This window comes from Cognatishimia coralii (genome assembly GCF_037478305.1).
Classification (GTDB): domain Bacteria; phylum Pseudomonadota; class Alphaproteobacteria; order Rhodobacterales; family Rhodobacteraceae; genus Cognatishimia; species Cognatishimia coralii.
Genome location: NZ_JBBGAZ010000001.1, coordinates 457753 through 480046, shown reverse-complemented (window position 1 = coordinate 480046; position 22294 = coordinate 457753). Strand labels below are relative to the sequence as shown.

The window sequence follows — 22294 nt, the reverse complement described above, 5'->3', positions numbered from 1 at the left end:
TCATAACGCTAAGACAGGGGGAAGCTCAATTAAGTTTTAGGCTGTAGGTCCATGTAGGGACCGCCGCATCGCGGGCCACCGAGAAGGTTTCGGCGTCGCCCAGATACTGAAAGCCGCAGTTTGTCAGTACGCGGGCCGAGGCCGGGTTGTCCTGAAAAACGCTCGCGAACATGACTTGGCTGTTCAGCGGATTTGCGTCGATCAGGGTGCGCACGGCCTCGGAGGCTATGCCGGTGTTCCAGAACGGAGGCGCAACCCAATAGCCGACTTCGACCTTATGGTCAGCGATCTCTTTCAAAGAAATCAGTCCCATAACCTCGGCGCCATTGCTTTTCAGACCGTCCAAGGCCCAGACATGTTCCGTGCGCTCAACCGCTTGTGCGCTTTTGATAAAAGCATCGGTCGCGCCGGGCGGCAGAGGATGGGGGATCGTGGTCGTCATCTTCGCGACCTGCTTGTCGCCTGCATAGACGTCGATCAGACCCTGATCAGACACGCGCAATGGGCGCAGATCCATGCGGTCTGTTTCAATCGTTGCCTGATTGATGATCGTATCATGCATCATGTGCTCTCTCCTCCAAGCAGGGCAAACAGGACGGACGCCACTGTGAGACCTGCTAAAATCCACATCAGATACCGTTCTGCAGCAGTCCCTGCGACGGTTTTTGCGATGCGGTCTCCTCCCAAAGCCCACATCGGGTGAAACACCAGCTGACAGGCCAAAAGACAGATGGCGATTGTCGCGGTGGCTTGCAAGGTGGGGGTGCCCTCGCTCACGAAATTCGTGAAGCCTTGCGTGATCATGGCCCAAGCCTTGGGATTAAGCGGATGCACCCAGAGCCCGGCGAAAAACCCGGGCGCTTTGGTGCCTGCATCCGCCGCGCTCAGACGCAGGTTCGCGACCTTCCAAGCGAGCCAAAAAATATAGGCCATCGAGGCATACTTCAGGATCTCAAATGCCCAGGGCGCGCTTGCGGCCAAAGACATGAGACCAAAGCCAATCGGCCAGATGATCAGTTGTTTGCCCAAAGCCACGCCCGCCACAAAGGGCAAGGACGCGCGAAACCCAAAGCGGGCTCCGGTGGCCATCAACGCCATATTGGCTGGTCCGGGTGTTGCCACCTGGCTGGCGCCAAAGGCGAGAAACGGGAGTGTTGCAACGCTCATCGCTTGCATCCAACTGAACAAAAGAAAAGGGACCGGCGTTTCCGCCGATCCCCTAAAAACTTAAAACCTTAAGGTCGGCTTACTCAGCGGCCTCCGCCACTGGGAGAACCGAAATAAAGGTGCGGCCTTTGAGGCCTTTGTGGAACTTTACGTTGCCGTCGGTGGTTGCAAAGATGGTGTGATCTTTGCCCATGCCAACGCCTTCGCCCGGCCACATCTTGGTGCCGCGCTGACGCATGATGATGTTGCCTGCGATCACAGACTCACCACCGTATTTCTTGACGCCCAAGCGACGACCCGCGGAATCGCGACCGTTACGGGAACTACCACCAGCTTTTTTATGTGCCATATCGTGTGTCTCCTATTTCTCGCTTACTTCGCCAGTTCTTTGGCTTGCTCAACCCAGCCTTCGCGCTCGATGCGGCCCTTGAAGGACAGCTTCTCGTCAAAGTCTGCGATCTCTGCTTCACCCCATGCCGCGATTTGCGCGAAAGAGGTAACACCTGCGGCGTGCAGTTTCTTCTCAAGCGCTGGACCTACGCCAGACAGCTTTTTCAGATCGTCCGCACCGGCCTCTGCGGCTGGCGCTTCGGCTTTCGCTGCTTTCTTAGCAGGCGCCTTTTTCGCAGGAGCGGCTGCTTCAACAGCTGCGCCGGAAATGGAACCTGCACCGATTGCTGCTTTCACGCCGGACTTGTCTGCGCCAGAGGACAGAATGTCAGTCACGCGCACCAGAGTCAGTTTCTGACGGTGGCCAACAGTCCGCTTAGAGCTGTGCTTACGACGACGCTTCACAAATTTGATCAGCTTTTCGCCTTTGATCTGGTCGATCACGTCTGCCTGTACGGCAGCGCCTTCAACGAGAGGTGCGCCTACGACGGTTTTGTCGCCGCCCAGCATCAGAACTTCGTTGAATTGAATTTTTTCACCCGCGTCGGCTGCCAGTTTTTCGACACGCAGAACATCGCCTGCCTGTACTTTATACTGTTTACCGCCGGTTTTCAGGACTGCGAACATGTCCTATTCCTTCGATTTACCGCGTTATTTGGTCCCCTTTCGGGCGTTTTCGGCCTAAGCCACCTCAAACAGCGCGTCCCCTTGGGACGAGATTTCAATAGATAAAGGCGCAAGGAGATCCTTACGCCGATGCGGGCTTATGTGCCTATCCTGTGAGTAAGTCAAGCAGGAGTTGCGGGAATTCTTACAAAGTGGGAGTCATGTTGTCGAAATAGGCTGTATCAAGTGTGTCTGGTTTGAGCACTTATTTCCCAGATGCTGCGTTTCGCGCCAATTTCCGCTTTGTTAATTACGCTACGCGCAGGGTCGACGGGCGTCCCACCTCGGCTGCGATTTCGCTGAGCAGTGCGCGGGCGGCGTCACTTCGTCTCTTAGGATTAGAACGCGCGACATACGCAATCGTAGGCGGCTCCGGGAACACACCTTCAATAACTTCCAAGTCTTGGGGCACGTGCAAGCCATTCATTAGTGCTATTCCGAGCCCCGCACGCGTCGCCGAAAGGATGCCTGATACGCTTGGGCATTCTAAAACAGCTTCAAATTGATGACCCGTTCTTGAGTGCTGTGATTGTGCCCAGTGCTTGTAGAAGCAGTTTTGATCGAAGGCGAGGAATGGAACGGGTCCGCTAGAATTCAGAGACAGGTCATAAGACTTGATCCAGTGCAGTCGGTCCTCATACAAAATAAGGTCATCGCTACGAACCTCGTCTCTCAATACTTGGATGACCGCGATATCGATCTCGCCTGATGACAACCAATCAGACAAAGTCAGGCTCTGCTCAACTCGCGTGTTAACCTTGGTCTCTGGATGCAGGCGTGTAAACCGACCAAGGATGCGTGCCACATCACCGCCTGTTGTGTCTTCGGTCATGCCCAATCGGATGGTGCCTGCCAGCGGTTTCTTTCCAAGCGCAGCGAGTGCTTCGTCATGTAAATCCATCATCCGGCCCGCATACTCCAACAGGCGCGTCCCCGCCTCAGTAAACAACGGTCCACCCGCGCGGCGCGCCAACAATTCGCAATCCAAGACAGTCTCTAGCCGTTTGATCTTGTGACTCACTGCAGGTTGAGACAGCGCCATATGCTCGGCAGCGCGCGTAACGCCCCCATGAGTCGAAATTACGACTAAGGCCCGCAGGGCTTCGATGTCTAGGCGCTCAACCATTCTATATTTCGATTACAGAATCAAAATCATTCATTTGATTAATTCTCTATCAAAGCGTTATGGCTGAGGAAAGAAGAAATTGGAGTTTCCTTCATGGCCCACCTCGTCGACCAACATGTTCTCATCAATGGCCGCCGTATTACTCATGGCGTGCACGGAAAGGGAGAGCCCGTGGTTCTCCTGCACGGCACACCGTCTTCCTCGTATATTTGGCGGAACATCCTGCCAACGCTTGTTGAGGCTGGCTACAAAGTTCACGTCTACGACCTGCTCGGTTATGGCTTGTCGGAGCGCCCGCAAAACCCAGCAATTGATACCTCTGTCACGGGCCAAGTGCCGATCCTTGAGGGGCTGCTGGATGTTTGGGGTCTCAAGGATTTCCACTTCATCGCACATGACATCGGTGGTGGTGTTGCGCAGAGGTTTGGCATTCAGTCCCCGGAACGGCTGCGCAGCCTGACCATGATTGACGTGGTAAGTTATGACAGTTGGCCATCCAAGCGCACACGCGAGCAGATGCAGGCCGGGTTGGAAAAGCTGATCAAAGCACCCGATTCAGACCACCGAGAACACTTCCGCGACTGGCTCAACTCGACGGTTCAAAACAAGGAGCGTTTAGCCGAGACGTCGATGGAAACTTACCTCGATTTCATCTGTGGTCCGGTCGGTCAGGGTAGCTTCTTTCAGCATCAGCTGATGCACTATGATCCGAAACACACAGACGAAATGGTTCCGCGATACAGCGAACTTGGTCAAAAGCCAGTGCAACTGATCTGGGGTGCAGACGACGCATGGCAGGTCGTGGACTGGGCGCACAAGTTAAACGCTGCAATTCCGGGATCAGAACTGCACGTGTTGGAAAACTGTGGTCACTTCTCAATGGAAGATCAGCCGGAGAAAATCTCTGGATTGCTCGTCGACTTCCTCGGCAGAAACCGATAACGCAACTACGGAAAGCCGCCGCTCACGAAAACAATCTGGGCGGCAGCTTCGCCCGCATAGAAGGTAGACGTCACTTATTTAGACTCAAAGATCCTGACTGGGCTGCAATTCGCCAAGCCTTAGTGCCAAAGCCTCAAACCGGTTGCCCATCACCTGATAATGGACCGCGTTCATCAGTTCATAGACAAGCTGCATATCGGGGTGTTCCAGCGCCTCGGCATAGGCCAGAACCTCTTCAGATGTGAAATCCTGATAGGTATAGGCCGCCGAGGCCTTGGCCCCCTCTTCGATCGCCGCGAGCACCTCGGCCTCATTGGCGCGGATATTGGCCCAGAGCGCCTCTTCGTCGATGTCCTGTGCAATCACGCCCGCGCGTGAGGCCGCCAGAATGAAACGCACCTGAATGGTTTGCAGCGCCCGCAGGCCTATGTTTTCCGGATCAATCGCCGCGCCCATGCGGACGAAATACTCGGGACGCGGATCCTCTTTGGCCTCATAGAAGGCCAAAAGCTGTTCGCCCGCGATCTGCTTCAACTCGTCATCGTCCATATGCGAGAGGTTTTCGGCCTGAACCAGACGTTTGCCCAGATCGCTGCCATAAAACGCCACCGCATGGTCGAGCAGCCTCTGATCAAGCGTCTCCTCAAGGATATCGAGCGCCTGTGTCTGCATGTCTTCGACAATGAAGACCTCTTTCACGAGGTTGCTCCAGGTCTGACCAAAGGCGTTGTCCTCTAGTCCCAGCATCGAGGGCGCAGATTCCGCACCAACGGCGATGGAATCTAGCGCCACATCAAACCCGGTGACTTCAAGGAACTCCTGCACGTCCGCGCGGTCGGCTGCTTGGACGATCAGAGGAGAAAAAGCCACAGACCCCGCCACGACGGCCGTTGAAAACATTCTGCGCAGCTTGTGAAACATGGGGCTCTCCTGAGGCGTTAACGTCTAGGGTTGAACTTAGGGCAATTCCGATAACAAACAATCACCAACGGCCCTTGCAGCGATCAAAAAACCGAGATAGACGACTGCTCTACCAAGACCCCCGCGGAGAGGTGCCGGAGTGGTCGAACGGGGCGGTCTCGAAAACCGTTGTCCCTTCACGGGGACCCAGGGTTCGAATCCCTGTCTCTCCGCCATTATCCCAATCGGTTAATCGTCAAAGTGAATATTCACCCGACGGTTCTGCTTGCCCTTCTTCTCGATCTTGCCGATCCGCAGGCGGCCGATTTCGCCGGTGCGCGCCACGTGGGTGCCGCCACAGGGTTGCAGATCGATCTGATCCGCGTCCCGCCCTATACCAACCAAACGCACGCGGCCTGATCCCATTGGCGGTTTCACGGACATGGTTTTCACCAAGTCGGGCTTTGCGGCCAGTTCCTCGTCGGTGATCCAGCTTTCATGCACTTCCAGATCGCGGTCGACCAATTCGTTGAGCTGCGCTTGAAGCGTTTCTTTGTCCGCAGGCGCGTCGGGCATGTCAAAATCCAAACGGCCTTTCTCGGCGGATATGGATCCTCCGGTCACGGGCAAAGGGATTACAACGGACAGCAGATGCAGCGCCGTGTGGATCTGCATGTGTTTGTAGCGGCGGTCCCAGTCGAGCGTCTGGGTGATCTCTGTCCCGATTTCAGGTAGGCGCGCGGGTTCTGCGGGCACTAACGCGATCTCTCCGTCGAGTGTTTTGACCGCAGTAGCGATCTTCATTGTGGTCTCGCCCCAAGAAATCGCGCCGCTGTCGCCGGGTTGCCCTCCGCCGGTTGCATAAAACAGAGAGGCATCCACGACAATACCGCCTTCGGGCGTATGGGCGACCACTTTGCCTTGGGCCGTGGTCATATAGGCGTCGTCTCGGAAGAGAAGGTCAGTCATAGGGCGGTCCTGCGTCTGGTGTCGTTCAAATACTGGCCCAACCACGGCGAAATTCAATAGAAAAACCCGCGCTCTGGTTAAGAGACGCGGGTTTTTCGAAACTTAGATGGCGCGGCGTTTAAACGTCTTCGAAAACACCCGGAATGCTACTTGGTGCGTCGGTCAGCCAGGACGGGGTCGGCAGGCCTTTTTCGCGCAGGAATTCCGGGTTGAAGAGTTTCGACTGATAGCGCGTTCCATAGTCGCAAAGGATCGTCACGATGGTGTGGCCTGGACCCATTTCCTTGGCCAGACGTTTGGCACCAGCGATGTTCACGCCAGAGGAGCCGCCAAGACAGAGGCCTTCGTTTTCCAGCAGGTCAAAGACAATCGGTAGCGCCTCTTCGTCAGGGATCTGGAAAGAGTGATCTGGGGTAAAGCCTTCGAGGTTGGCGGTGATACGCCCCTGCCCGATGCCTTCAGAGATAGAAGACCCTGAAGAGGCCAGCTCTCCGGTGGTATAGAAGCTGTGCAGCGCCGCGCCCATTGGGTCTGCGAGGCCGATCTTGACGCCTTTGGGCTGCAGAACTTCCGCAACGCCCGCGAGCGTGCCGCCAGAGCCTACGGCGCAGATGAAACCATCTACTTTGCCGCCGGTCTGTTCCCAGATTTCGGGGCCGGTGGTTTCAATATGCGCGCGGCGGTTGGCGACGTTGTCAAATTGGTTCGCCCAGATCGCGCCGTTTGGTTCGGTCTTGGCCTGTTCCTCTGCGAGGCGACCGGAATAGCGCACATAGTTGTTGGGGTTCTTATAGGGGGCCGCCGGAACCTGCACCAATTCCGCACCGGCCAGACGCAGCATGTCTTTCTTTTCCTGAGACTGGGTCTCGGGGATCACGATCACGGTTTTGAAACCCATGGAGGCGCCAACCAGCGCGAGGCCAATACCGGTGTTGCCCGCGGTACCTTCGACGATCGTGCCGCCCGGCTTCAGCGTGCCTTTTTCCAGCGCGTCTTTGATGATGTAGAGCGCCGCGCGGTCCTTCACGGACTGGCCCGGGTTCATAAATTCGGCCTTGCCAAGGATCTCACAGCCGGTCTCTTCGCTCGCCTTGTTCAGACGGATCAGAGGAGTGTTCCCAATCGCAGTTGCGAGATCTGATGCAATACGCATTTGGCGCGCCTTTCTATGTTGCCCACAAACCCTGTGTAGGAGGAGTTTTACGGGAACTCAAGACACCAATGCGTCAACGATGTAAGCGCTTACGGTGGCGCGCCAACCAAAGGGCTGCCAGAACCAGCGGTGCGTTGGCGGCCTGAAAGCTTTCGGTCATCTCCATGAGCTCATTGAAGGAATAGAGATAGGACTTGATATCCTCGGCCTCGCTATCAAGGCCGTTCACGCCGGTGATGTCATCTGGCAGGTCCGCGATCCCGAGAAAGATGTTGAAATACTCAGTGTTACACCCGGGTGAGGCATAGCATTTGGCAACTGGGTGAAGCGCCTCAAAGGACAGATTGGCTTCTTCTCGCCCTTCTCGATGCGCTGTTTCTTCTGGCGTTTCGCCTGGATCGACGCGGCCCGCGATGGGCTCTAGCATCCAGGGTGCTTTGTCACCACGCGAATAGGGTCCTGCACGGAATTGTTCCACCAACAGCACGCGGTCGCGTTTGGGATCGTAGGGAAGAACAATCGAGGCTTCACCACCGACAAAGACCTCGCGTTTTACAGGCCGACTCATCTCACCGTCATATTGGCGAAAGGCCACCTCGGAGGTTTTCATGATGAAGAAGCCTTTGTGGGTCACTTCATCGCCGACATGATGCGTGTCGTCGCGCCCAAACCCGCTGGGCCCGATGACGCGGTCTTCGGTGGCTGCGGTGAGTTGCGCATGGGCGCGGGCTCGAATCATGGGGAACATAAACTCGAGCTGATTGGCGTCGATGATCCCGAAATAAGACATGACTTCGACGGCGGCGATATCGGTGACGTCGGCGTGTTTTGTCTCCCACGTTTCAAGAGACCAAGGGCCGTTGTCCTGCCAATTGTGCTCGATGGGGAAATAGACTTGCGCGGGCAGCGGGCCTGTTGCGGTATCGACGGTCACATCGCGAAGTTCGTAATTGAAGCCGCCTTCGTAGTAATTCAGGCGTGCAACATCCTCACTCGAGAGACCAGCGCATAAAAGACCCTCAGCGCGCCCGTCCATCTCAACGATCATCGGAAAATCTTCGCCCGCAATCGCGCGGGCTTGATGCCCACTCAGCGTGGCTTCGTGCAAACTAATCGCCTCAAACCGATCCCCAAGCACGATCTTGAGCAGCGGCATATGCCGCAGCGTGCCGTAGAAAAACAAATCCATAAACTATCTCCAACGGCGCGAGGCGGCCTCGGCCAGAATTGAGGTCACAAAGGTGCCAAGGCCAAAGGCCACAAGAACATCGATGTTCAGCACAAGCAGCCCGTGATCAACCATCTTTTGCGCCACGTCCTGCAGCGCTTCGCTGAGGCTGCCATAGCCGATCCCGGTGGACTCGATGATCATCAGGCGAAACGAATGGCTAAAGAGCAAAAACAAGATCAAGGCAACAAGCGTCGTCACCCCGTTGTTGATTGCCGATGTCACGCCGTGCCCTGCCCGACCTCCAATCAGTTTCCAGCCTACCGACGCCGCAATCGCGCCGTTCATATAGGTGAAATAGCCGAACTGCGTGCCTTCGGGCATGTAAGGTTTGAACAGCTCTGATGCGATCATAGTGGTCACAGCAAAGAAGATGGCTGCAATCAGTTTGGCTGCGGTGGGCATGTGCTCGGGCCTTTTTGGGTTTGGCTGATCATTGCCCGCGTTCTCTTAAAGCTCAAGCCTAATCCTAAAGCACCTGATCAAGGGCCGAAATCAGCGCGTCGATGTCCTCAGGCGCGGTGTAATGCACGAAACTTAGTCGCAGCACGCCGGGATCCAGAGGCACGTTCATCGCGCCCAAAGGTCTGACCGCGTAAAAGTCGCTCGCGTCGGCCATAATGCCATGTTTGAACAGTTCTTTCGCCAGATCCGCTGGGTTGTCCTGAGTTTTCAACGCAAAAGTCGGCGCGCGGTTTTCAGCGGTCCGTGGGCCCAGCATCTGAATGGTATTCTTGCTGCTGAGGTACTCGATCAGAGGCTTAGACAACGTGATTTCATGGTCGCGCAACAGATCATGCAGCGCATGTGTCGTTGCCGATTGTGATCCGGTCTTGGCCGTATCGATGCCGTGATGCGCCGCCAAAGCCTCGAAATAGTCCACGATCCCCGCACAGGCCGCGACTTGTGCGTGATCGGGCCCCGCCGGAGAAAACCGCTTATAAAGCGAGCCGCCATTAAAATAATGCGCTTGGTTTGGCAGGATGTCCCCTATGGACTTTCGCACAACCATGATGCCCTGATGCGGCCCATAGGTTTTATAGGACGAGAACATATAGATATCGGGGCCCATGCCACCGACATCTGGAATGCCATGCGGCGCATAGCTCACGCCATCCACGCAAACAAAAGCCCCTGCCGCATGGGCCAGAGCCGTGATCTCGGCCACTGGATTGATCTCGGCAACCACGTTCGAGCAATGCGGGAAACAGACCAGTCGCACGCTTTCATCGAGCATGTCTGAGAGATCATCAGGGTTCAGGTGGCCGGTCTCGGGATCGATCTGCCATTCCTTGACGGTGATGCCTGCGTCCGCCAAACGTCGCCACGCACCGCTATTGGCCTCGTGGTCTTGGTTCGTCACGATGATCGCATCGCCTTCATTCAGCCACTCGCGCACGGCTTGGGACAGAACATAGGTGTTTTGCGTGGTGGACGGCCCGAAGGTGACCTCTTCGGTCTCCACCCCCATCCAAGCCGCCAAACGGGTCTGCGCCTCATCCATCTCTTCGCCACCCAGACGGCTGGCATCATAGGATGCATATGGCTGCACTTTGCGCTCACGGTAAAACCGCGTGAGCCGGTCGATCACAGGCGCGCAGGCATAGGAGCCGCCTGCGTTTTCAAAGAACCGCATGCCTTCAAGGCTGCTTTCAGAAAACGCAGGGAATTGGCTGCGCACAAAGGCGAGATCCAGAGACATGGGGAAACCTCTTTACAGGGCCGCGCGGATTTTCTCGGCGTTGGCTTTGATTTGTTCGAAATCGCCCATCTGACCTGCAGGGCCCATGGGCACGCCCGCATGACGCGGATGAACGTGGTAATGCAGGTGAAAGACCTCCTGCCCGCCTGCGGCCTCATTGAACTGCTGAACAGTCACGCCCTTGGCATCAAAGGCCTTCATCACCGCATGACCCATCTTTTGCACAGTCGCAATGCAGGCCGCGAGCTGTTCTGGCGTCGCATCCAGCATATTGCGGCACGGTGTTTTCGGGATGATCAGACAATGGCCTTCAGTGCGCGGCATGATGTCCATGAAAACATAGGTGTGCTCATCCTCATAGAGTTTCTCAGACGGGATTTCCCCGCGCAGGATTTTGGCGAAAATATTGTCGGGATCGTAGCTCATGGGTCTGGCCGTCTTGGTGGAATCAAAAAGCGAGGCACAGCGGTTGCCATGCCTCGCTTTCATAGAACAAGGTTTATGCGTTTACATCAACCACGACGCGTCCACGGACCTGACCTTTCAGAATGTCAGACCCAAGGGACGGCAAGTCGCTGAGTGTGGCTGGATTGATCATCGCTTCAAGCTTGTCCATTGGAAGATCGCTGGCGATGCGCTGCCAAGCGGCCAAACGGTTGTCATATGGCTGCATCACAGAGTCTATGCCCAAGAGGTTCACGCCGCGCAGCAGGAAGGGGATGACGGTCGCCGGAAGACCCGCGCCGCCGGCAAGCCCTACCGCTGCGACAGAAGCACCATAGCACATCTGGCCAAGGACACGCGCCAGCATGTCGCCGCCTACGGCATCCACACAGCCCGCCCAGTTTTCGCTTTCTAGCGGGCGTTTTGTGGTCTCGTTGAGCTCTTCGCGCGGAACGATCTGGGTTGCGCCCAGAGAGGTGAGGTATTCGCTGGCCTCGGCGCGGCCTGTGACAGCGGCGACGTTATAGCCGAGGTTTGCCAGGATCGCAGTTGCCACAGAGCCAACGCCGCCCGCCGCACCGGTCACCAAAACAGGCTTCTCGCCTTTGACCATGCCTTGGTTCTCCAGCGCCATCACCGCTAGCATCGCGGTGAAACCCGCCGTGCCAACCGCCATTGCCTGACGTGTTGTCAGTCCATCGGGCAGCGGCACCAGCCAATCAGCCTTCACACGTGCCTTTTGCGCATAGCCGCCCCAATGGACTTCGCCCACGCGCCAGCCGGTCAGAACCACGCGGTCACCCGCTTTGTAGCGGTCATCCGAGCTTTCCGCGACTGTGCCCGCAAAGTCGATCCCCGGCACATGCGGATAGTTGCGTACCAAGCCGCCACCCGGGCCAATACACAGACCGTCTTTGTAGTTGACCGTCGAGAACTCGACATCAATCAATACGTCCCCGTCTGGAAGATCACTCACATTGATCGACTGTACGCTGGCGTTTGTTTTGCCGCTCTCGGCATCTTTATTCACTACGAGTGCGTTGAACATGACACCCCTCCCCTAAATCCAGAATTTCTCTTGCACGACGGCAGGACGCATCCCGTCGGTGGTCTCAACTTCTACTGTCGTACCCGCATCCCAATGGGTCATCCGCATCATGCCGATGGCCACATTTGTCTCAAAATCAGGCGACCAGGCGGCAGAGGTCACCTGCCCCACCTTGGTGCCATTCGCGTAAACCGGCCAAGGGCGATCACAGCCCGGCACCTTGTCGCCGCCAATCGCGATAGGACGGATCTGCTGCACAGGCCCTTCGGCAGCCACCCGCAGCAAAGCATCGCGCCCGATGCAGCCAATCGCAGTGTGCGTGTTGCAGAACTTGCCCAACCCACATTCATGAGGCGTGTTGTCGTCGGTCATGTCGTTGCCGTAGCTCAGCAAGCCACCCTCGATGCGCTCGATCAGGTTCGGGCAGCCGGCGCGGACGTTCAGGTCCTCGCCCGCGTCAAACAGAGCATTCCACAAAGGCATGCCGATGTCCGTGCCATCGACATAGATCTCAAACCCGCCTTGTTTCGAATAGCCAGAGCGCGCAATCGCCAGATCGCGGCCTTCAAATTGAAACCAGCCAAAGCGAAAGAACTTGATGTCGCGCACAGAGTCTTCGAAGACGCGCGCCAGCAGGTCGTCGGATTTTGGACCCTGAATACCCAGCGGAGACACGTCTGGCTCATCTACCAAAACATCCAACCGCCAGCCATTCGCGATGCCTTTGACCCAATACAGCAAGTCACTGTCGGCAATCGAAATCCACCAACGATCTTCCGAGAGTTTCACCGCAACCGGATCATTGAGCATACCGCCAGTTTCATCCACGATCGGCACATAGAAACACTGGCCGTGCATCATGCCCCGCAGGTCACGCGGTGTGAGCATCTGCATGAGCTTGCCTGCATCAGGGCCGCGCAGTTCGACCTGGCGCTCGCAGGCCACGTCCCAGACCTGAACATGTTCCTTCAAGTGACGGTAATCCGCCTCGGGGCTCTCAAAGACCGTTGGCAGGAGCATGCGGTTATAGACCGTATAGGCCTTGACGCCTTGCGCCTCGACGCCTTCGGAAAACGGGGTACGGCGCAGACGCCGGGATGGTGAAATCAATGCCATTGCAAACTCCCAAATGCGCAGGCGGTGTCAGGGAAAGCCTTTATTTCGGGCCGGACCAGTCGATTGGGCAGACCTCGGCGGATTTGCCACCGAAATCCCAGACGCGCCCAAAGTCGCGCACGCGGGACTTGAGACCTTTGGCGGCGATAATGTCGGGGCCCATCCAATATTTGGAATTCGAGATCATCACCGGATGGTCAGGATCCGCGCCTTCCATCAGTTCGATCTCACCTTGGATTTTGCGCCCGATATAGATCGCGCGGCGTTTGCCTTCTCGGACGATCTCTACCTTTTCGCGTTCCGCGCCGATGATCTCAGACACCAGCATGGTGAAAAGACCCGTGGTGCCGCCGGCTTGCCCCGAGAAGATCTGCAGGATGCCGTTATAGGCCTTGCCGCTGGCGCGCTCGTCCACATAGGCCGCGACCTTCCAGTTGCCCTCGGCCATACGCCCCGGAATGTCGACCAGAAGGCCGATGTTCAAACCCGAGAGGTCTTCGCCTTCATAGTGGCCTTCATCGATGGCGATCGCCATCCAAGCGTGGCAGTGGCCTTCGGTTGGCGGGTGCTTGCCTAGCGAGACAACGCAGGGACAAAACAGCTCACAGGAACAGTTCAGAAAGAGCTCTCCTTTGATGGCCCAATCCGTCGGCGCAAGACGGCGACGTTTTGGATTGTCCATCCGGTTGTCGATCCGTTGCGAGATCGGCAGGCGATCTGCCTCTGGTCTTTTCTTCACAGCCATGAGTTATCCTCCATACGCCAGTTCAGGCATTGCGATCAGCAACAGCCCTGCAAGTATAAGTAGTACGCCCATCGGTTTGGTCACGACATGACCCACCTGAGGCAGTTTTTCCAAAATCATGAAGAGGGTCGCGAGCCCCATCCACGCCAAGTTCATCACACCGCCGACAAACCCCAAAGACATAAATCCCCAGCAGCAGCCGACACAGAAAGCCCCAAGGCCTGCGCCCATCTTGAGGCCTCCGATGAAACTTGGATCCCAGCGGGTCATGAAATAGAGAGTCGGGCTGTGGCAGACGCCGTGGCATATTTCTTTCGCGCGGGTGAATTGAAAGACTCCAACTGCGATCAGAAGCCCTGCTGCAACATAAGGTGATTTCGCCACGCCCAGCATGTCAATCACACCGCCAAACAGAAGCGCAAGCTGAACGCCAGTGATGAGCGCTGCAAACCCTACCCAAATCAGAAAATATGCCAGAACAACGCCAAGCAGCCCCGCGGTTGTGCCATTCGCGGTGCGCGTAAGGTCGCTATAGGCGCGCATCGTCGGGATCAGCGTCGGCAGCATCATCGCCGCCATCATTGCGGCCCACATGCCAAAGAGAGGGCCGAAATTCGCCATGGGCATATACATTGGCATGCGCGGGTCCATGGCGGCCATGTTTTGGCCCATCGGACCCGGACGGCCCAGGATATCCAAATCCATGTCCATCGCCATGACGTACATCATCCACCACGCCAACAGGATCAGGGCAAAAAACCCGACCCAAAGGGCGCTGCGGCTCATGTGACTTAGTGTGGACAGCACGAGATGATTTCCCAAATAGATTGAATCCCTGTGCTATTAATGTCAGACAAATAGAAACACGCCAATAGTTAAATGTCAGACAAATGAAAATCGACCCTACGTCAAAAGCAGATCTCTCGATCCAAATCGCGAAAGCCATTCGCGAAGAGATCATGGCGGGCACCCTGCGGGTCGATGATCGTTTGCCCTCGGAAACAGAGCTTTGTGATCATTTCGAAGTGTCACGCTCTACCGTGCGCGAAGCGTTGAAGCGGCTGGCGGCCCAAAACCTGATCCGAACGCAACGCGGGGCGTCTGGTGGGGCTTTTGTCAATCGGCTGAGCTATGATCAAGCGCGTGGGCATCATGTGACGACTTCGACGCTTTTGATGTCGATGAATGAGGTGGATTTCAAAACCGCTTGCGAGGCGCGTTATGCACTCGAACGGGCCTGCGCGCCTTTGGCGGTCGAGCGACGCACGGCGGATCATCTGGCGACCATGCGGGTCGAGATCTTTCGTCAGGGGCAGCCAGGGCTGTCTGACGAGAGTTTCTGTGACTCTGATGTGGCCTTTCACCGTGCTTTGGTGGACAGCGCGGGCAATCATGTTCTGTCCTATCAGCTGGCCGGGGCGGTTGAGGCCACTCAGCCTTTGATGAATATGATCACCTTTTCGGCGCGGTCGCGAGAAAAGATCATTGAGCTGCACACGGCGATAGCCGATGGCGTCGAAAACCACGACGCGGAATTGGTTGATGAGAAACTGGCGGAGCTCAGCGCCTATACGCTGCAGCTCAGCGAGAACGTTGCCAAGGAGCGCTCAAAGCGCAAACAATCCTAGGGTTTTGTTAACCAAAAGCGGGTTTGCTCAAGGCATGTCCGCGAAACCTCTTGAGCCGCATCAATGGATCCACACGTTTTTCACGTCGAAAACGGCGCGGGATGGGTATGTGGTGCGTCGCAAGCTGCGCGACATTGAAAGGTTCTGTGGGATGGAGTTGTTTTTGGCTGAAGTTGAACGCCGTGGATATCGTGCCTACGAAAACTCGGGTCAGATTGTGGTCATCTGTAATTCCGCGCCAATCAAACGGCTCACATAACCCACGTTTTCTTAAAAAGAAAGCGACATCGAAATCTTTTAAAGATTTCGCCCCTTCCATTAGGCAAGCCGCGCAATTATATAAGAATTGTCCTTCGGGACTATGGACATAAACGCGCTCGTAATAAGCGGATCGGACCCGGGGGCGGTACCCGGCGGCTCCACCAAGAGCCTTTCTGCGGAAAGGTTGTTGTTGGGGCCGAAATAGGATCGACGAACGTCTAAAGGGGTTAGCTTTGTTTCGGCTGTCTGCCACCGTTATCGGCGAAACTTGTACAATTGCAAATGACAATCGTGCTCCAGTAGCAATGGCCGCGTAAGCGACCGGAGATACTGAAATCTTAAGCCCTGGCGCCTAGCTGCGTCAGGCGGGGTTCGTGGGTACCTGGCAACAGAAACCTACACTTCCACCTCTTGACCGGTTTCACGCGCTATGGCACCCAAGATCCATGGGGCACGCGATTTCCCCGTGAGGTTTAGGCCAGACAATCGCATCCTCTGACTTGCTTTCGCAAAGGATGCCCCATGCCTGGATTTAACGAAATATCCCCCTCTTCTTTGATGCGATTGATCGGCACGCCCGACTGTCCAACCATTTTGGACGTACGAATTCCCGAAGATTTGGCCGAAGACCCCATCGTCGTGCCCACCTCGATTTGCGTATCACATACGGATGTGGCGGGAATGGACCGCGCAAGGATGAAAACCCGCGTTGTGGTCATTTGTCAGCGCGGCAAAAAACTAAGCCACGGCGCTGCGGCCATTTTGCATGCCTCAAGCGTGAACGCCGAAGTCTTGGAGGGCGGTATAAAAGCTTGGCTGGCTGCAGATCTGCCGTCAGTTCCAATAACGACACTGCAATCATTCACGCAGACCTGGGTTACGCGTCACCGCCCAAAGATAGATCGCATCGCCTGCCCCTGGCTGATCCGACGGTTTGTTGATCCTGAGGCGCAAATCCTCTTCGTGCCCCCAAGCGAGGTCGACGCAGTGGCAGAGCGCTTTAACGCTATCGCATTTGATATGGCTGACGGAGACTGGTCCCATACTGGCGCTTTCTGCACGTTTGACACGATGATTGACCGCTTCGGTCTGCGCAATGAGCCACTTCTGCGCGTGGCCGAAGTCGTACGTGCGGCGGACACAAACTCCCATGAGTTGGCTCCGCAAGCTGCCGGGCTGTTGGCGATTTCTGCCGGCTTCTCTCGGCTTTACAAAGATGACAACCGTCAAATGACTGCATTGTTTCCCCTTTATGACGCGCTCTATCGATGGGCGCGCGACGCCTTTGAAGAGACCCATGAGTCGCCAACAGGGGCAAAGCTGTAACATGACACCGAATATTTCCGAGCTCTTCCGCGTCTTTGGGCGCATTGGCCTGTTGTCATTCGGAGGCCCCGCCGCCCAGATCGCCCTGATGCACAAAGAATTGGTCGAAACACGTAACTGGCTGAGTGAGCGAGATTTTCTCGGCGCGCTTAGTTTCTGCATGTTGCTGCCGGGCCCCGAGGCTATGCAGCTTGCGACCTATACGGGGTGGAAACTCCGAGGGACATTTGGCGGTTTTCTCGCGGGGCTCTTGTTTGTGTTGCCGGGCGCCTGCGTCATTCTGGTGCTTGCGACGCTCTATATCTTTTTTGCAGAGCTTTCTTGGGTTCAAGCCGCATTCCTAGGCATCAAAGCCGCCGTCATCGCGATCGTTCTTCAGGCTCTTTGGAAGGTCTCTAAAAAGGCGCTTCAAGGCCCACTCGCATGGCTTATCGCAGCCTTGGCCTTTCTGGCGATCTATGTTGGGAACATCAGCTTTGTATTGATCCTGATCTGTGCGGCCGCGCTTGGCGCCCTAGTCTTTAAATCCCCTCAGGACGCGCCCCAAAAGCCACCAAAAGCCACAGGCAACGGTCTGGGACAAGCCGCGATCTGGGGCTTGCTCTGGGGCGCGCCCATTGCTCTGGTCTATATCTTCAATCAGGCCTTCCTGCTTGAGATCGCCCTTTTCTTTTCCAAACTCGCCGTGGTCACTTTCGGCGGGGCCTACGCGGTACTGGCCTATATGACCCAAACCGTCAGCACTGATTTCGGCTGGATCACGACGCCTCAGATGATCGACGCGCTTGGCCTGGCTGAAACCACGCCGGGTCCGCTGATATTGGTCACAGAGTTTGTGGCCCTGCTCGCTGGGTATCAAGAAGGCGGCTTTTCGTTGATGCTGGCTGCGGGGGCGCTTGCACTTTGGTGTACCTTTGTTCCGTGTTTTTTATGGATTTTCACTGCGGCACCCTATCTGGAAAACCTTTTGAACCAGCCAACCCTCAAGGCCGCATTGTCTGGGGTTTCAGCGGCGATTGTGGGCGTTATTCTCAACTTGTCTTTGATCTTTGCGCTCCATGTGCTGTTTGATGAGGTTTCGCTCGGCACCTTTGGCCTGTGGCCCGTATTGTCCAGTTTCAACCTGCCCGCCTTCGTTTTGATGCTCTTGTCATCTGCGCTTCTTTTGGGGCTTCGCTGGCCTCTCGGCTGGGTTCTGCTCATCTCGACGGCATTGGCCAGCGCCCTGGCAATTCTTTAGCGATACAGCGCAAAGCCGATCTTCCGTTTCCCGAAAAACTATTTATGTTTGGGGAAAGACGGAAATTTTAGGACGCTTCATGTCTCAGTCGATTGAATACGGCAATCTCATGCATCGCGCACTGCGGCGCCTCATCCAAGAGGTGCTCGAAGACGTACGTGACAACGGGCTGCCCGGAGACCATCATTTCTTTATTACCTTTGATACGCGTCACCCAGAGGTGAACATCGCGGACTGGCTGATGGAGCGTTATCCCAGCGATATGACCGTTGTGATGCAGCATTGGTATGACAATCTGGAAATCACCAATGATGGCTTCTCTGTCACGTTAAACTTCGGCGACGCACCAGAGCCGCTCTATATCCCGTTTGAATCAATCAAAACCTTCGTGGACCCCTCAGTCGAATTCGGACTGCGCTTTGAAAGTCAAAGTGACGAGGACGGCGAAGATTTGGACGAAGAGATTGATGATCCCACGGTCGAAGAGCTCGAAATTCCCGAGACTGAGGTGGAGGCTGAGCCTGCGGCAACGGATGCTGATGTTGTCAGCCTCGATAGCTTCCGCAAAAAATAACCGCGCAAAGCGTTTTGCAAATTCTTCACACACAGGGTTTCCAAGCCGTGTTAGGGAGCGCGCAACGTGTTTAAGAGGGCAAATAGATGGCCAACCAACTCGCGATCTTTCTAGGTGAATTGATCCGCAGACCGACCCAGGTCGTCGCACTCGCCCCCTCCTCTGTTGCCCTTTCCGAGGAAATGGCCGCGCAAGTGCCCCAAGGAGACGGCGCGGTTGTGGAATTGGGGCCCGGTACGGGCAAAATCACCACGGCTTTGCTCAATACAGGCGTGCCGGCAAAAGATCTGCATCTGTTTGAATTGAATCCGGTCTTTGTGAGCCATCTTCAGGCTGAATTTCCCGGAGTCGCTGTCCACGAAGATCGCGCCGAGAACGCAAGCACCTATGTTAATGGGCCTGTAAAGGCCGTGGTCTCGGGTTTGCCACTATTGTCGATGCCATATGAGGTTCAACAGGCCATCGTCGGTGGAGCATTCGACCTGATGGGGTCCGACGGACGCTATATTCAGTTCACCTATGGCCCCAAACCTCCGGTTAACGAGCGTTTGCGCGGAGAGCTTGGCCTGACATGGAGCAAGTCACGTAAAATTTGGGGTAACCTTCCCCCTGCCCGCGTCTATACCTTCACGCGCCAAGGCAACTGAAACCCGCTGCCGTCTGTTTGCGCTAAACCAATAAAATAACGCCAAACGCATCATTTTGCCGCGCTTGCGTGGGGTATATCGATTGTAATTTCCGTGCGGTCGGCTATGACAGGTCTGATCTATTTTTGCCGGAGAAGACAATGTCTCAAACCCGTACCGAAACCGACAGCTTTGGCCCTCTTGAGGTTCCCGCCGACAAATACTGGGGTGCACAGACGCAGCGCTCCATCATGAACTTCCCAATCGGTTGGGAAAAACAGCCTGTCGCCATCGTACGCGCTTTGGGTGTGATCAAAAAAGCCTGTGCGCAGGCCAACAAAGCGTCAGGCAAGCTGGACGCCAAGATTGCCGATGCTATCATTCAGGCCGCGGGCGAAGTTTTCGAAGGCAAGTTTGACGACAACTTCCCGCTGGTGGTCTGGCAGACGGGCTCTGGCACCCAATCCAACATGAACTCCAATGAGGTCATCGCCAACCGGGCGATCGAAATCCTCGGCGGCGTGATTGGCTCCAAAGATCCGGTACACCCGAATGACCACTGCAACATGGGTCAGTCCTCAAACGACACTTTCCCGACCGCGATGCATATCGCGACTGCCATGTCCGTGCGTGACGTGCTGATGCCGGGCCTCACGAAACTGGCCGAAGGTCTGGAAGCGAAGTCCGAAGAATTCAAAGACATCATCAAGATCGGCCGGACCCATACCCAAGACGCAACGCCTCTGACCCTCGGTCAGGAATTTGGCGGCTATGCCCACCAGATCCGCCAGGGCATCGCACGCGTCGAAGCCGCCCTGCCCGGCATCTACGAGCTGGCGCAAGGTGGTACCGCAGTCGGCACCGGCCTCAACACGCAAAAAGGCTGGGGCGAAACCGTTGCGGCCAATATGGCCGAGATCACCGGCCTGCCTTTTGTGACCGCGCCGAATAAATTTGAAAGCCTCGCGGCACACGACGCAATGGTCTTTATGTCCGGCGCATTGGCGACTGTGGCTGGCGCCATGTATAAAATCGCCAATGATATCCGTTTCTTGGGCTCTGGCCCGCGGTCCGGCCTTGGCGAGTTGATCCTGCCAGAAAACGAGCCGGGCTCCTCGATCATGCCAGGCAAAGTCAATCCAACCCAGGCCGAAGCCATGACCCAGGTCGCGGCCCACGTCATGGGCAACAACGCAGCGATGACCTTTGCGGGCAGCCAGGGTCACTTTGAACTGAACGTCTATAATCCGATGATGTCCTACAACCTGCTGCAGTCGATCCAACTGCTCGGAGACGTGGCCGACAGCTTCACCGAGCGTATGCTGAACGGCATCCAAGCCAATGAGGCGCGCATCGACAAGCTGATGAAAGAATCGCTGATGCTGGTGACAGCTCTGGCGCCAACCATCGGTTATGACAACGCGACCACCGTCGCTAAGACAGCCCACAAAAACGGAACCACCCTCAAAGAAGAAGCCATCGCGCTTGGCTTTGTGGATGAGGCGACCTTTGACGCGGTCGTGCGTCCAGAACAGATGATCGGTCCCAAAGACTGATGTCTGAACCGGTCAACCTGAACCGGTTTCGAAAAGAAAAAGCGCGGGCTGACAAAAAGGCCCGCGCTGACGAAAACAGCGTGAAATACGGTCGCACCAAAGCTGAGAAACAGCGCGATATCCAACAGTCAGAGAAATCCATCCGAGATCTGGATGGTAATAAACGAGACACATGAGCCGTCCCGTCAAACGATCCCTTACCCTCAAAGGTCACCGCACCAGCGTCTCTCTCGAAGATGAATTTTGGTCCGCTTTTCGAGAAATTGCAGATGAAAAAGATATGCCAATCAATGCACTGGCCGCTGAAATTGATGCATCGCGTGACCTTGATGCAGGCCTTGCTAGTGCCATTCGCCTATATGTCTTACAGCACTATAAAAGCGAAACGTAACCCATTCATCTTGCATTAAATACTCGCGCCGCAGGCTTTGCCCGCAGGGCAAATCAAGCCTGAGACGCCACCAGACGCACCCGCTCGATCATGGCTTTCAGGCCGTTAGACCGTTGCGAGGACAGATGGTCGTTCAGACCCAAACGTGCGAATTCGGCTCTGGCATCGACGGCCATGACCTCATCCAAAGTAAGACCATTATAAAGCTTACGCAGCACAGCAATCAGTCCGCGCACAATCATCGCATCGCTGTCGCCGTCAAAAAACATGACATTGCCGTCGATCTTTGGATGCAACCAAACCTGACTTGCGCAGCCATCCACTTTGGTCGCAGGCACTTTCAGCGCGTCATCCAGAGGATCCATCGATTTCCCCTGCTCGATCACATAGCGATAGCGCTCTTCCCAGTCCTCGATGAACTCGAAATCCTCGACAATCTTTTCAAATGCTTCTGCGGCCATGGTCACATTCCTCTGTTGCCCTTCACCTATGTCGCGGAACGGAAAACGTCCAGCCCCCAGCAAGCGGCTTTTCAACGCGGCGGCAATGCGTTAACTCGGTAAAGGACTAAGGGAGACGGCAGGCCAATGAAAAAGACAATCGGACTTCTGCTTATTGCGACGCTCACACTCAGTGCCTGCGGGCGCGTGCGGGACTCCGCGATTAATCCATTCAACTGGTTCGGAGGCTCTGAAACGGTTGAAGCCCCCGCAGAAGAAATTAACCCGCTGATCCCTCGGGAACGTGAATCCCTTCTGCGTCGCCCCGAAGCTGCATATGCAGGCACCTTGGTGGCTGATCTCACGACCCTCAAAATCGAGCGTGTCGCAGGTGGGGCTATCATCCGTGTCAAAGGCATCGCGTCCACGCAGGGTGCATTTGATGTGCGCATGGAGCCTGAAAACGAAGATCAAGAGCCCGTGAAAGGCGTTCTGACCTATACGCTTCTTGCGGTTCAGCCTCCGGGATTCCGTCAAGGACCTGCGCAATCCCGCGAAATCACCGCAGCGGTGTTCCGCACAGATCAAGAGCTGGCGAACGTGCGTACAATCCGCGTCGTTGGCGCGAATAAGACGCTTCAGTCCCGCCGCTAAAT

General features: G+C 56.0%; 28 protein-coding genes, 1 tRNA gene and 1 other RNA gene. 13 read left to right on the top strand and 17 right to left on the bottom strand.

Annotated features, from left to right (window positions below; genetic code table 11):
• Positions 1-25 precede the first annotated feature (25 nt).
• The 5 genes from WG622_RS02465 to WG622_RS02445 all read right to left on the bottom strand — a co-directional run bounded on the left by WG622_RS02465 (position 26) and on the right by WG622_RS02445 (position 3349).
• On the bottom strand, positions 26-565 hold the full coding sequence (locus WG622_RS02465) for a GNAT family N-acetyltransferase (RefSeq protein ID WP_339402132.1): 540 nt from the start codon (positions 563-565) through the stop codon (positions 26-28).
• Positions 562-1167: a LysE family translocator gene (locus tag WG622_RS02460; RefSeq protein ID WP_209356335.1), complete on the bottom strand. Its 606-nt coding sequence runs from the start codon at positions 1165-1167 to the stop codon at positions 562-564. Before WG622_RS02460 ends, WG622_RS02465 begins: the two co-directional genes overlap by 4 nt.
• Positions 1168-1246: 79 nt before the next feature.
• A complete protein-coding gene (gene rpmA / locus WG622_RS02455) occupies positions 1247-1516 on the bottom strand; it encodes a 50S ribosomal protein L27 (protein WP_209356334.1) in 270 nt (89 codons plus the stop codon).
• Between the two features lie 23 nt (positions 1517-1539).
• Positions 1540-2184 carry a 50S ribosomal protein L21 gene (locus WG622_RS02450; protein WP_339402131.1) on the bottom strand — a complete coding sequence of 215 codons (645 nt, stop codon included), beginning with the start codon at positions 2182-2184 and terminating at the stop codon, positions 1540-1542.
• Between the two features lie 289 nt (positions 2185-2473).
• On the bottom strand, positions 2474-3349 hold the full coding sequence (locus tag WG622_RS02445; protein ID WP_339402130.1) for a LysR family transcriptional regulator: 876 nt from the start codon (positions 3347-3349) through the stop codon (positions 2474-2476).
• Between the two features lie 93 nt (positions 3350-3442).
• Here WG622_RS02445 and WG622_RS02440 point away from each other — a divergent pair, with 93 nt between their 5' ends.
• On the top strand, positions 3443-4291 hold the full coding sequence (locus tag WG622_RS02440; RefSeq protein ID WP_339402129.1) for an alpha/beta fold hydrolase: 849 nt from the start codon (positions 3443-3445) through the stop codon (positions 4289-4291).
• Positions 4292-4375: 84 nt separating this feature from the next.
• On the opposite strand, the gene WG622_RS02435 is transcribed toward WG622_RS02440, so the two are convergent.
• Positions 4376-5212 (bottom strand): DUF2059 domain-containing protein, encoded by an 837-nt coding sequence (locus WG622_RS02435; protein WP_339402128.1) that lies wholly within the window; start codon positions 5210-5212, stop codon positions 4376-4378.
• Between the two features lie 125 nt (positions 5213-5337).
• Between WG622_RS02435 and WG622_RS02430 the strand changes: the two genes are divergently transcribed.
• Positions 5338-5427 (top strand) — tRNA-Ser (locus WG622_RS02430).
• Between the two features lie 13 nt (positions 5428-5440).
• Here the strand turns inward: WG622_RS02430 and WG622_RS02425 are convergent.
• From WG622_RS02425 to WG622_RS02380, 10 genes are all read right to left on the bottom strand, one after another.
• Positions 5441-6160 (bottom strand): alanyl-tRNA editing protein, encoded by a 720-nt coding sequence (locus WG622_RS02425; protein WP_339402127.1) that lies wholly within the window; start codon positions 6158-6160, stop codon positions 5441-5443.
• A gap of 118 nt (positions 6161-6278) precedes the next feature.
• The gene (locus WG622_RS02420) at positions 6279-7313 is read right to left on the bottom strand and encodes a cysteine synthase A (RefSeq protein ID WP_339402126.1); all 1035 of its coding nucleotides are present in this window, start codon (positions 7311-7313) and stop codon (positions 6279-6281) included.
• Between the two features lie 73 nt (positions 7314-7386).
• A complete protein-coding gene (locus tag WG622_RS02415) occupies positions 7387-8502 on the bottom strand; it encodes an NUDIX domain-containing protein (protein ID WP_339402125.1) in 1116 nt (371 codons plus the stop codon).
• Positions 8503-8505: 3 nt separating this feature from the next.
• Positions 8506-8946 (bottom strand): TrgA family protein, encoded by a 441-nt coding sequence (locus WG622_RS02410; RefSeq protein WP_339402124.1) that lies wholly within the window; start codon positions 8944-8946, stop codon positions 8506-8508.
• 64 nt (positions 8947-9010) lie between these two features.
• Complete coding sequence (locus WG622_RS02405) at positions 9011-10243, bottom strand: aminotransferase class V-fold PLP-dependent enzyme (protein ID WP_339402123.1); 1233 nt, start codon at positions 10241-10243, stop codon at positions 9011-9013.
• Positions 10244-10255: 12 nt separating this feature from the next.
• Positions 10256-10669 carry an HIT family protein gene (locus tag WG622_RS02400; RefSeq protein ID WP_339402122.1) on the bottom strand — a complete coding sequence of 138 codons (414 nt, stop codon included), beginning with the start codon at positions 10667-10669 and terminating at the stop codon, positions 10256-10258.
• Between the two features lie 73 nt (positions 10670-10742).
• Complete coding sequence (gene acuI, locus WG622_RS02395; protein WP_339402121.1) at positions 10743-11735, bottom strand: acryloyl-CoA reductase; 993 nt, start codon at positions 11733-11735, stop codon at positions 10743-10745.
• 12 nt (positions 11736-11747) lie between these two features.
• Positions 11748-12851, bottom strand: coding sequence for a dimethylsulfoniopropionate demethylase (locus WG622_RS02390; RefSeq protein ID WP_339402120.1), 1104 nt, complete (start codon positions 12849-12851; stop codon positions 11748-11750).
• A gap of 40 nt (positions 12852-12891) precedes the next feature.
• Positions 12892-13596, bottom strand: coding sequence for a DUF1326 domain-containing protein (locus WG622_RS02385; RefSeq protein ID WP_209356323.1), 705 nt, complete (start codon positions 13594-13596; stop codon positions 12892-12894).
• A 3-nt stretch (positions 13597-13599) separates the two neighbouring features.
• Positions 13600-14382 carry a DUF2182 domain-containing protein gene (locus WG622_RS02380; protein WP_339402119.1) on the bottom strand — a complete coding sequence of 261 codons (783 nt, stop codon included), beginning with the start codon at positions 14380-14382 and terminating at the stop codon, positions 13600-13602.
• Positions 14383-14486: 104 nt separating this feature from the next.
• On the opposite strand from WG622_RS02380, the gene WG622_RS02375 reads away from it, so the two are divergent.
• The 10 genes from WG622_RS02375 to WG622_RS02330 all read left to right on the top strand — a co-directional run bounded on the left by WG622_RS02375 (position 14487) and on the right by WG622_RS02330 (position 21198).
• Positions 14487-15224: a FadR/GntR family transcriptional regulator gene (locus WG622_RS02375; RefSeq protein WP_339402118.1), complete on the top strand. Its 738-nt coding sequence runs from the start codon at positions 14487-14489 to the stop codon at positions 15222-15224.
• Between the two features lie 34 nt (positions 15225-15258).
• The gene (locus tag WG622_RS02370; RefSeq protein ID WP_339402117.1) at positions 15259-15483 is read left to right on the top strand and encodes a hypothetical protein; all 225 of its coding nucleotides are present in this window, start codon (positions 15259-15261) and stop codon (positions 15481-15483) included.
• A 50-nt stretch (positions 15484-15533) separates the two neighbouring features.
• Positions 15534-15888, top strand: a transfer-messenger RNA (tmRNA) gene (ssrA, locus tag WG622_RS02365).
• 119 nt (positions 15889-16007) lie between these two features.
• Positions 16008-16811, top strand: coding sequence for a chromate resistance protein ChrB domain-containing protein (locus tag WG622_RS02360; protein WP_339402116.1), 804 nt, complete (start codon positions 16008-16010; stop codon positions 16809-16811).
• A complete protein-coding gene (gene chrA / locus WG622_RS02355; protein ID WP_339402115.1) occupies positions 16783-18051 on the top strand; it encodes a chromate efflux transporter in 1269 nt (422 codons plus the stop codon). Before WG622_RS02360 ends, chrA begins: the two co-directional genes overlap by 29 nt.
• A gap of 79 nt (positions 18052-18130) precedes the next feature.
• Positions 18131-18625: an SspB family protein gene (locus WG622_RS02350; RefSeq protein WP_339402114.1), complete on the top strand. Its 495-nt coding sequence runs from the start codon at positions 18131-18133 to the stop codon at positions 18623-18625.
• Between the two features lie 86 nt (positions 18626-18711).
• Positions 18712-19272: a class I SAM-dependent methyltransferase gene (locus tag WG622_RS02345; protein WP_339402113.1), complete on the top strand. Its 561-nt coding sequence runs from the start codon at positions 18712-18714 to the stop codon at positions 19270-19272.
• A gap of 140 nt (positions 19273-19412) precedes the next feature.
• The gene (gene fumC, locus WG622_RS02340; protein WP_339402112.1) at positions 19413-20807 is read left to right on the top strand and encodes a class II fumarate hydratase; all 1395 of its coding nucleotides are present in this window, start codon (positions 19413-19415) and stop codon (positions 20805-20807) included.
• Complete coding sequence (locus WG622_RS02335; protein WP_339402111.1) at positions 20807-20983, top strand: DUF4169 family protein; 177 nt, start codon at positions 20807-20809, stop codon at positions 20981-20983. Before fumC ends, WG622_RS02335 begins: the two co-directional genes overlap by 1 nt.
• Entirely contained in the window at positions 20980-21198 is a 219-nt protein-coding gene (locus WG622_RS02330; RefSeq protein ID WP_339402110.1) for a ribbon-helix-helix domain-containing protein, read from the top strand. The genes WG622_RS02335 and WG622_RS02330 overlap by 4 nt, the downstream gene beginning before the upstream one ends.
• 53 nt (positions 21199-21251) lie before the next feature.
• On the opposite strand, the gene WG622_RS02325 is transcribed toward WG622_RS02330, so the two are convergent.
• Positions 21252-21659: a SufE family protein gene (locus WG622_RS02325; protein WP_339402109.1), complete on the bottom strand. Its 408-nt coding sequence runs from the start codon at positions 21657-21659 to the stop codon at positions 21252-21254.
• 126 nt (positions 21660-21785) lie between these two features.
• Here WG622_RS02325 and WG622_RS02320 point away from each other — a divergent pair, with 126 nt between their 5' ends.
• Positions 21786-22292: a hypothetical protein gene (locus WG622_RS02320; protein WP_339402108.1), complete on the top strand. Its 507-nt coding sequence runs from the start codon at positions 21786-21788 to the stop codon at positions 22290-22292.
• The last annotated feature ends 2 nt before the right edge of the window (positions 22293-22294 follow it).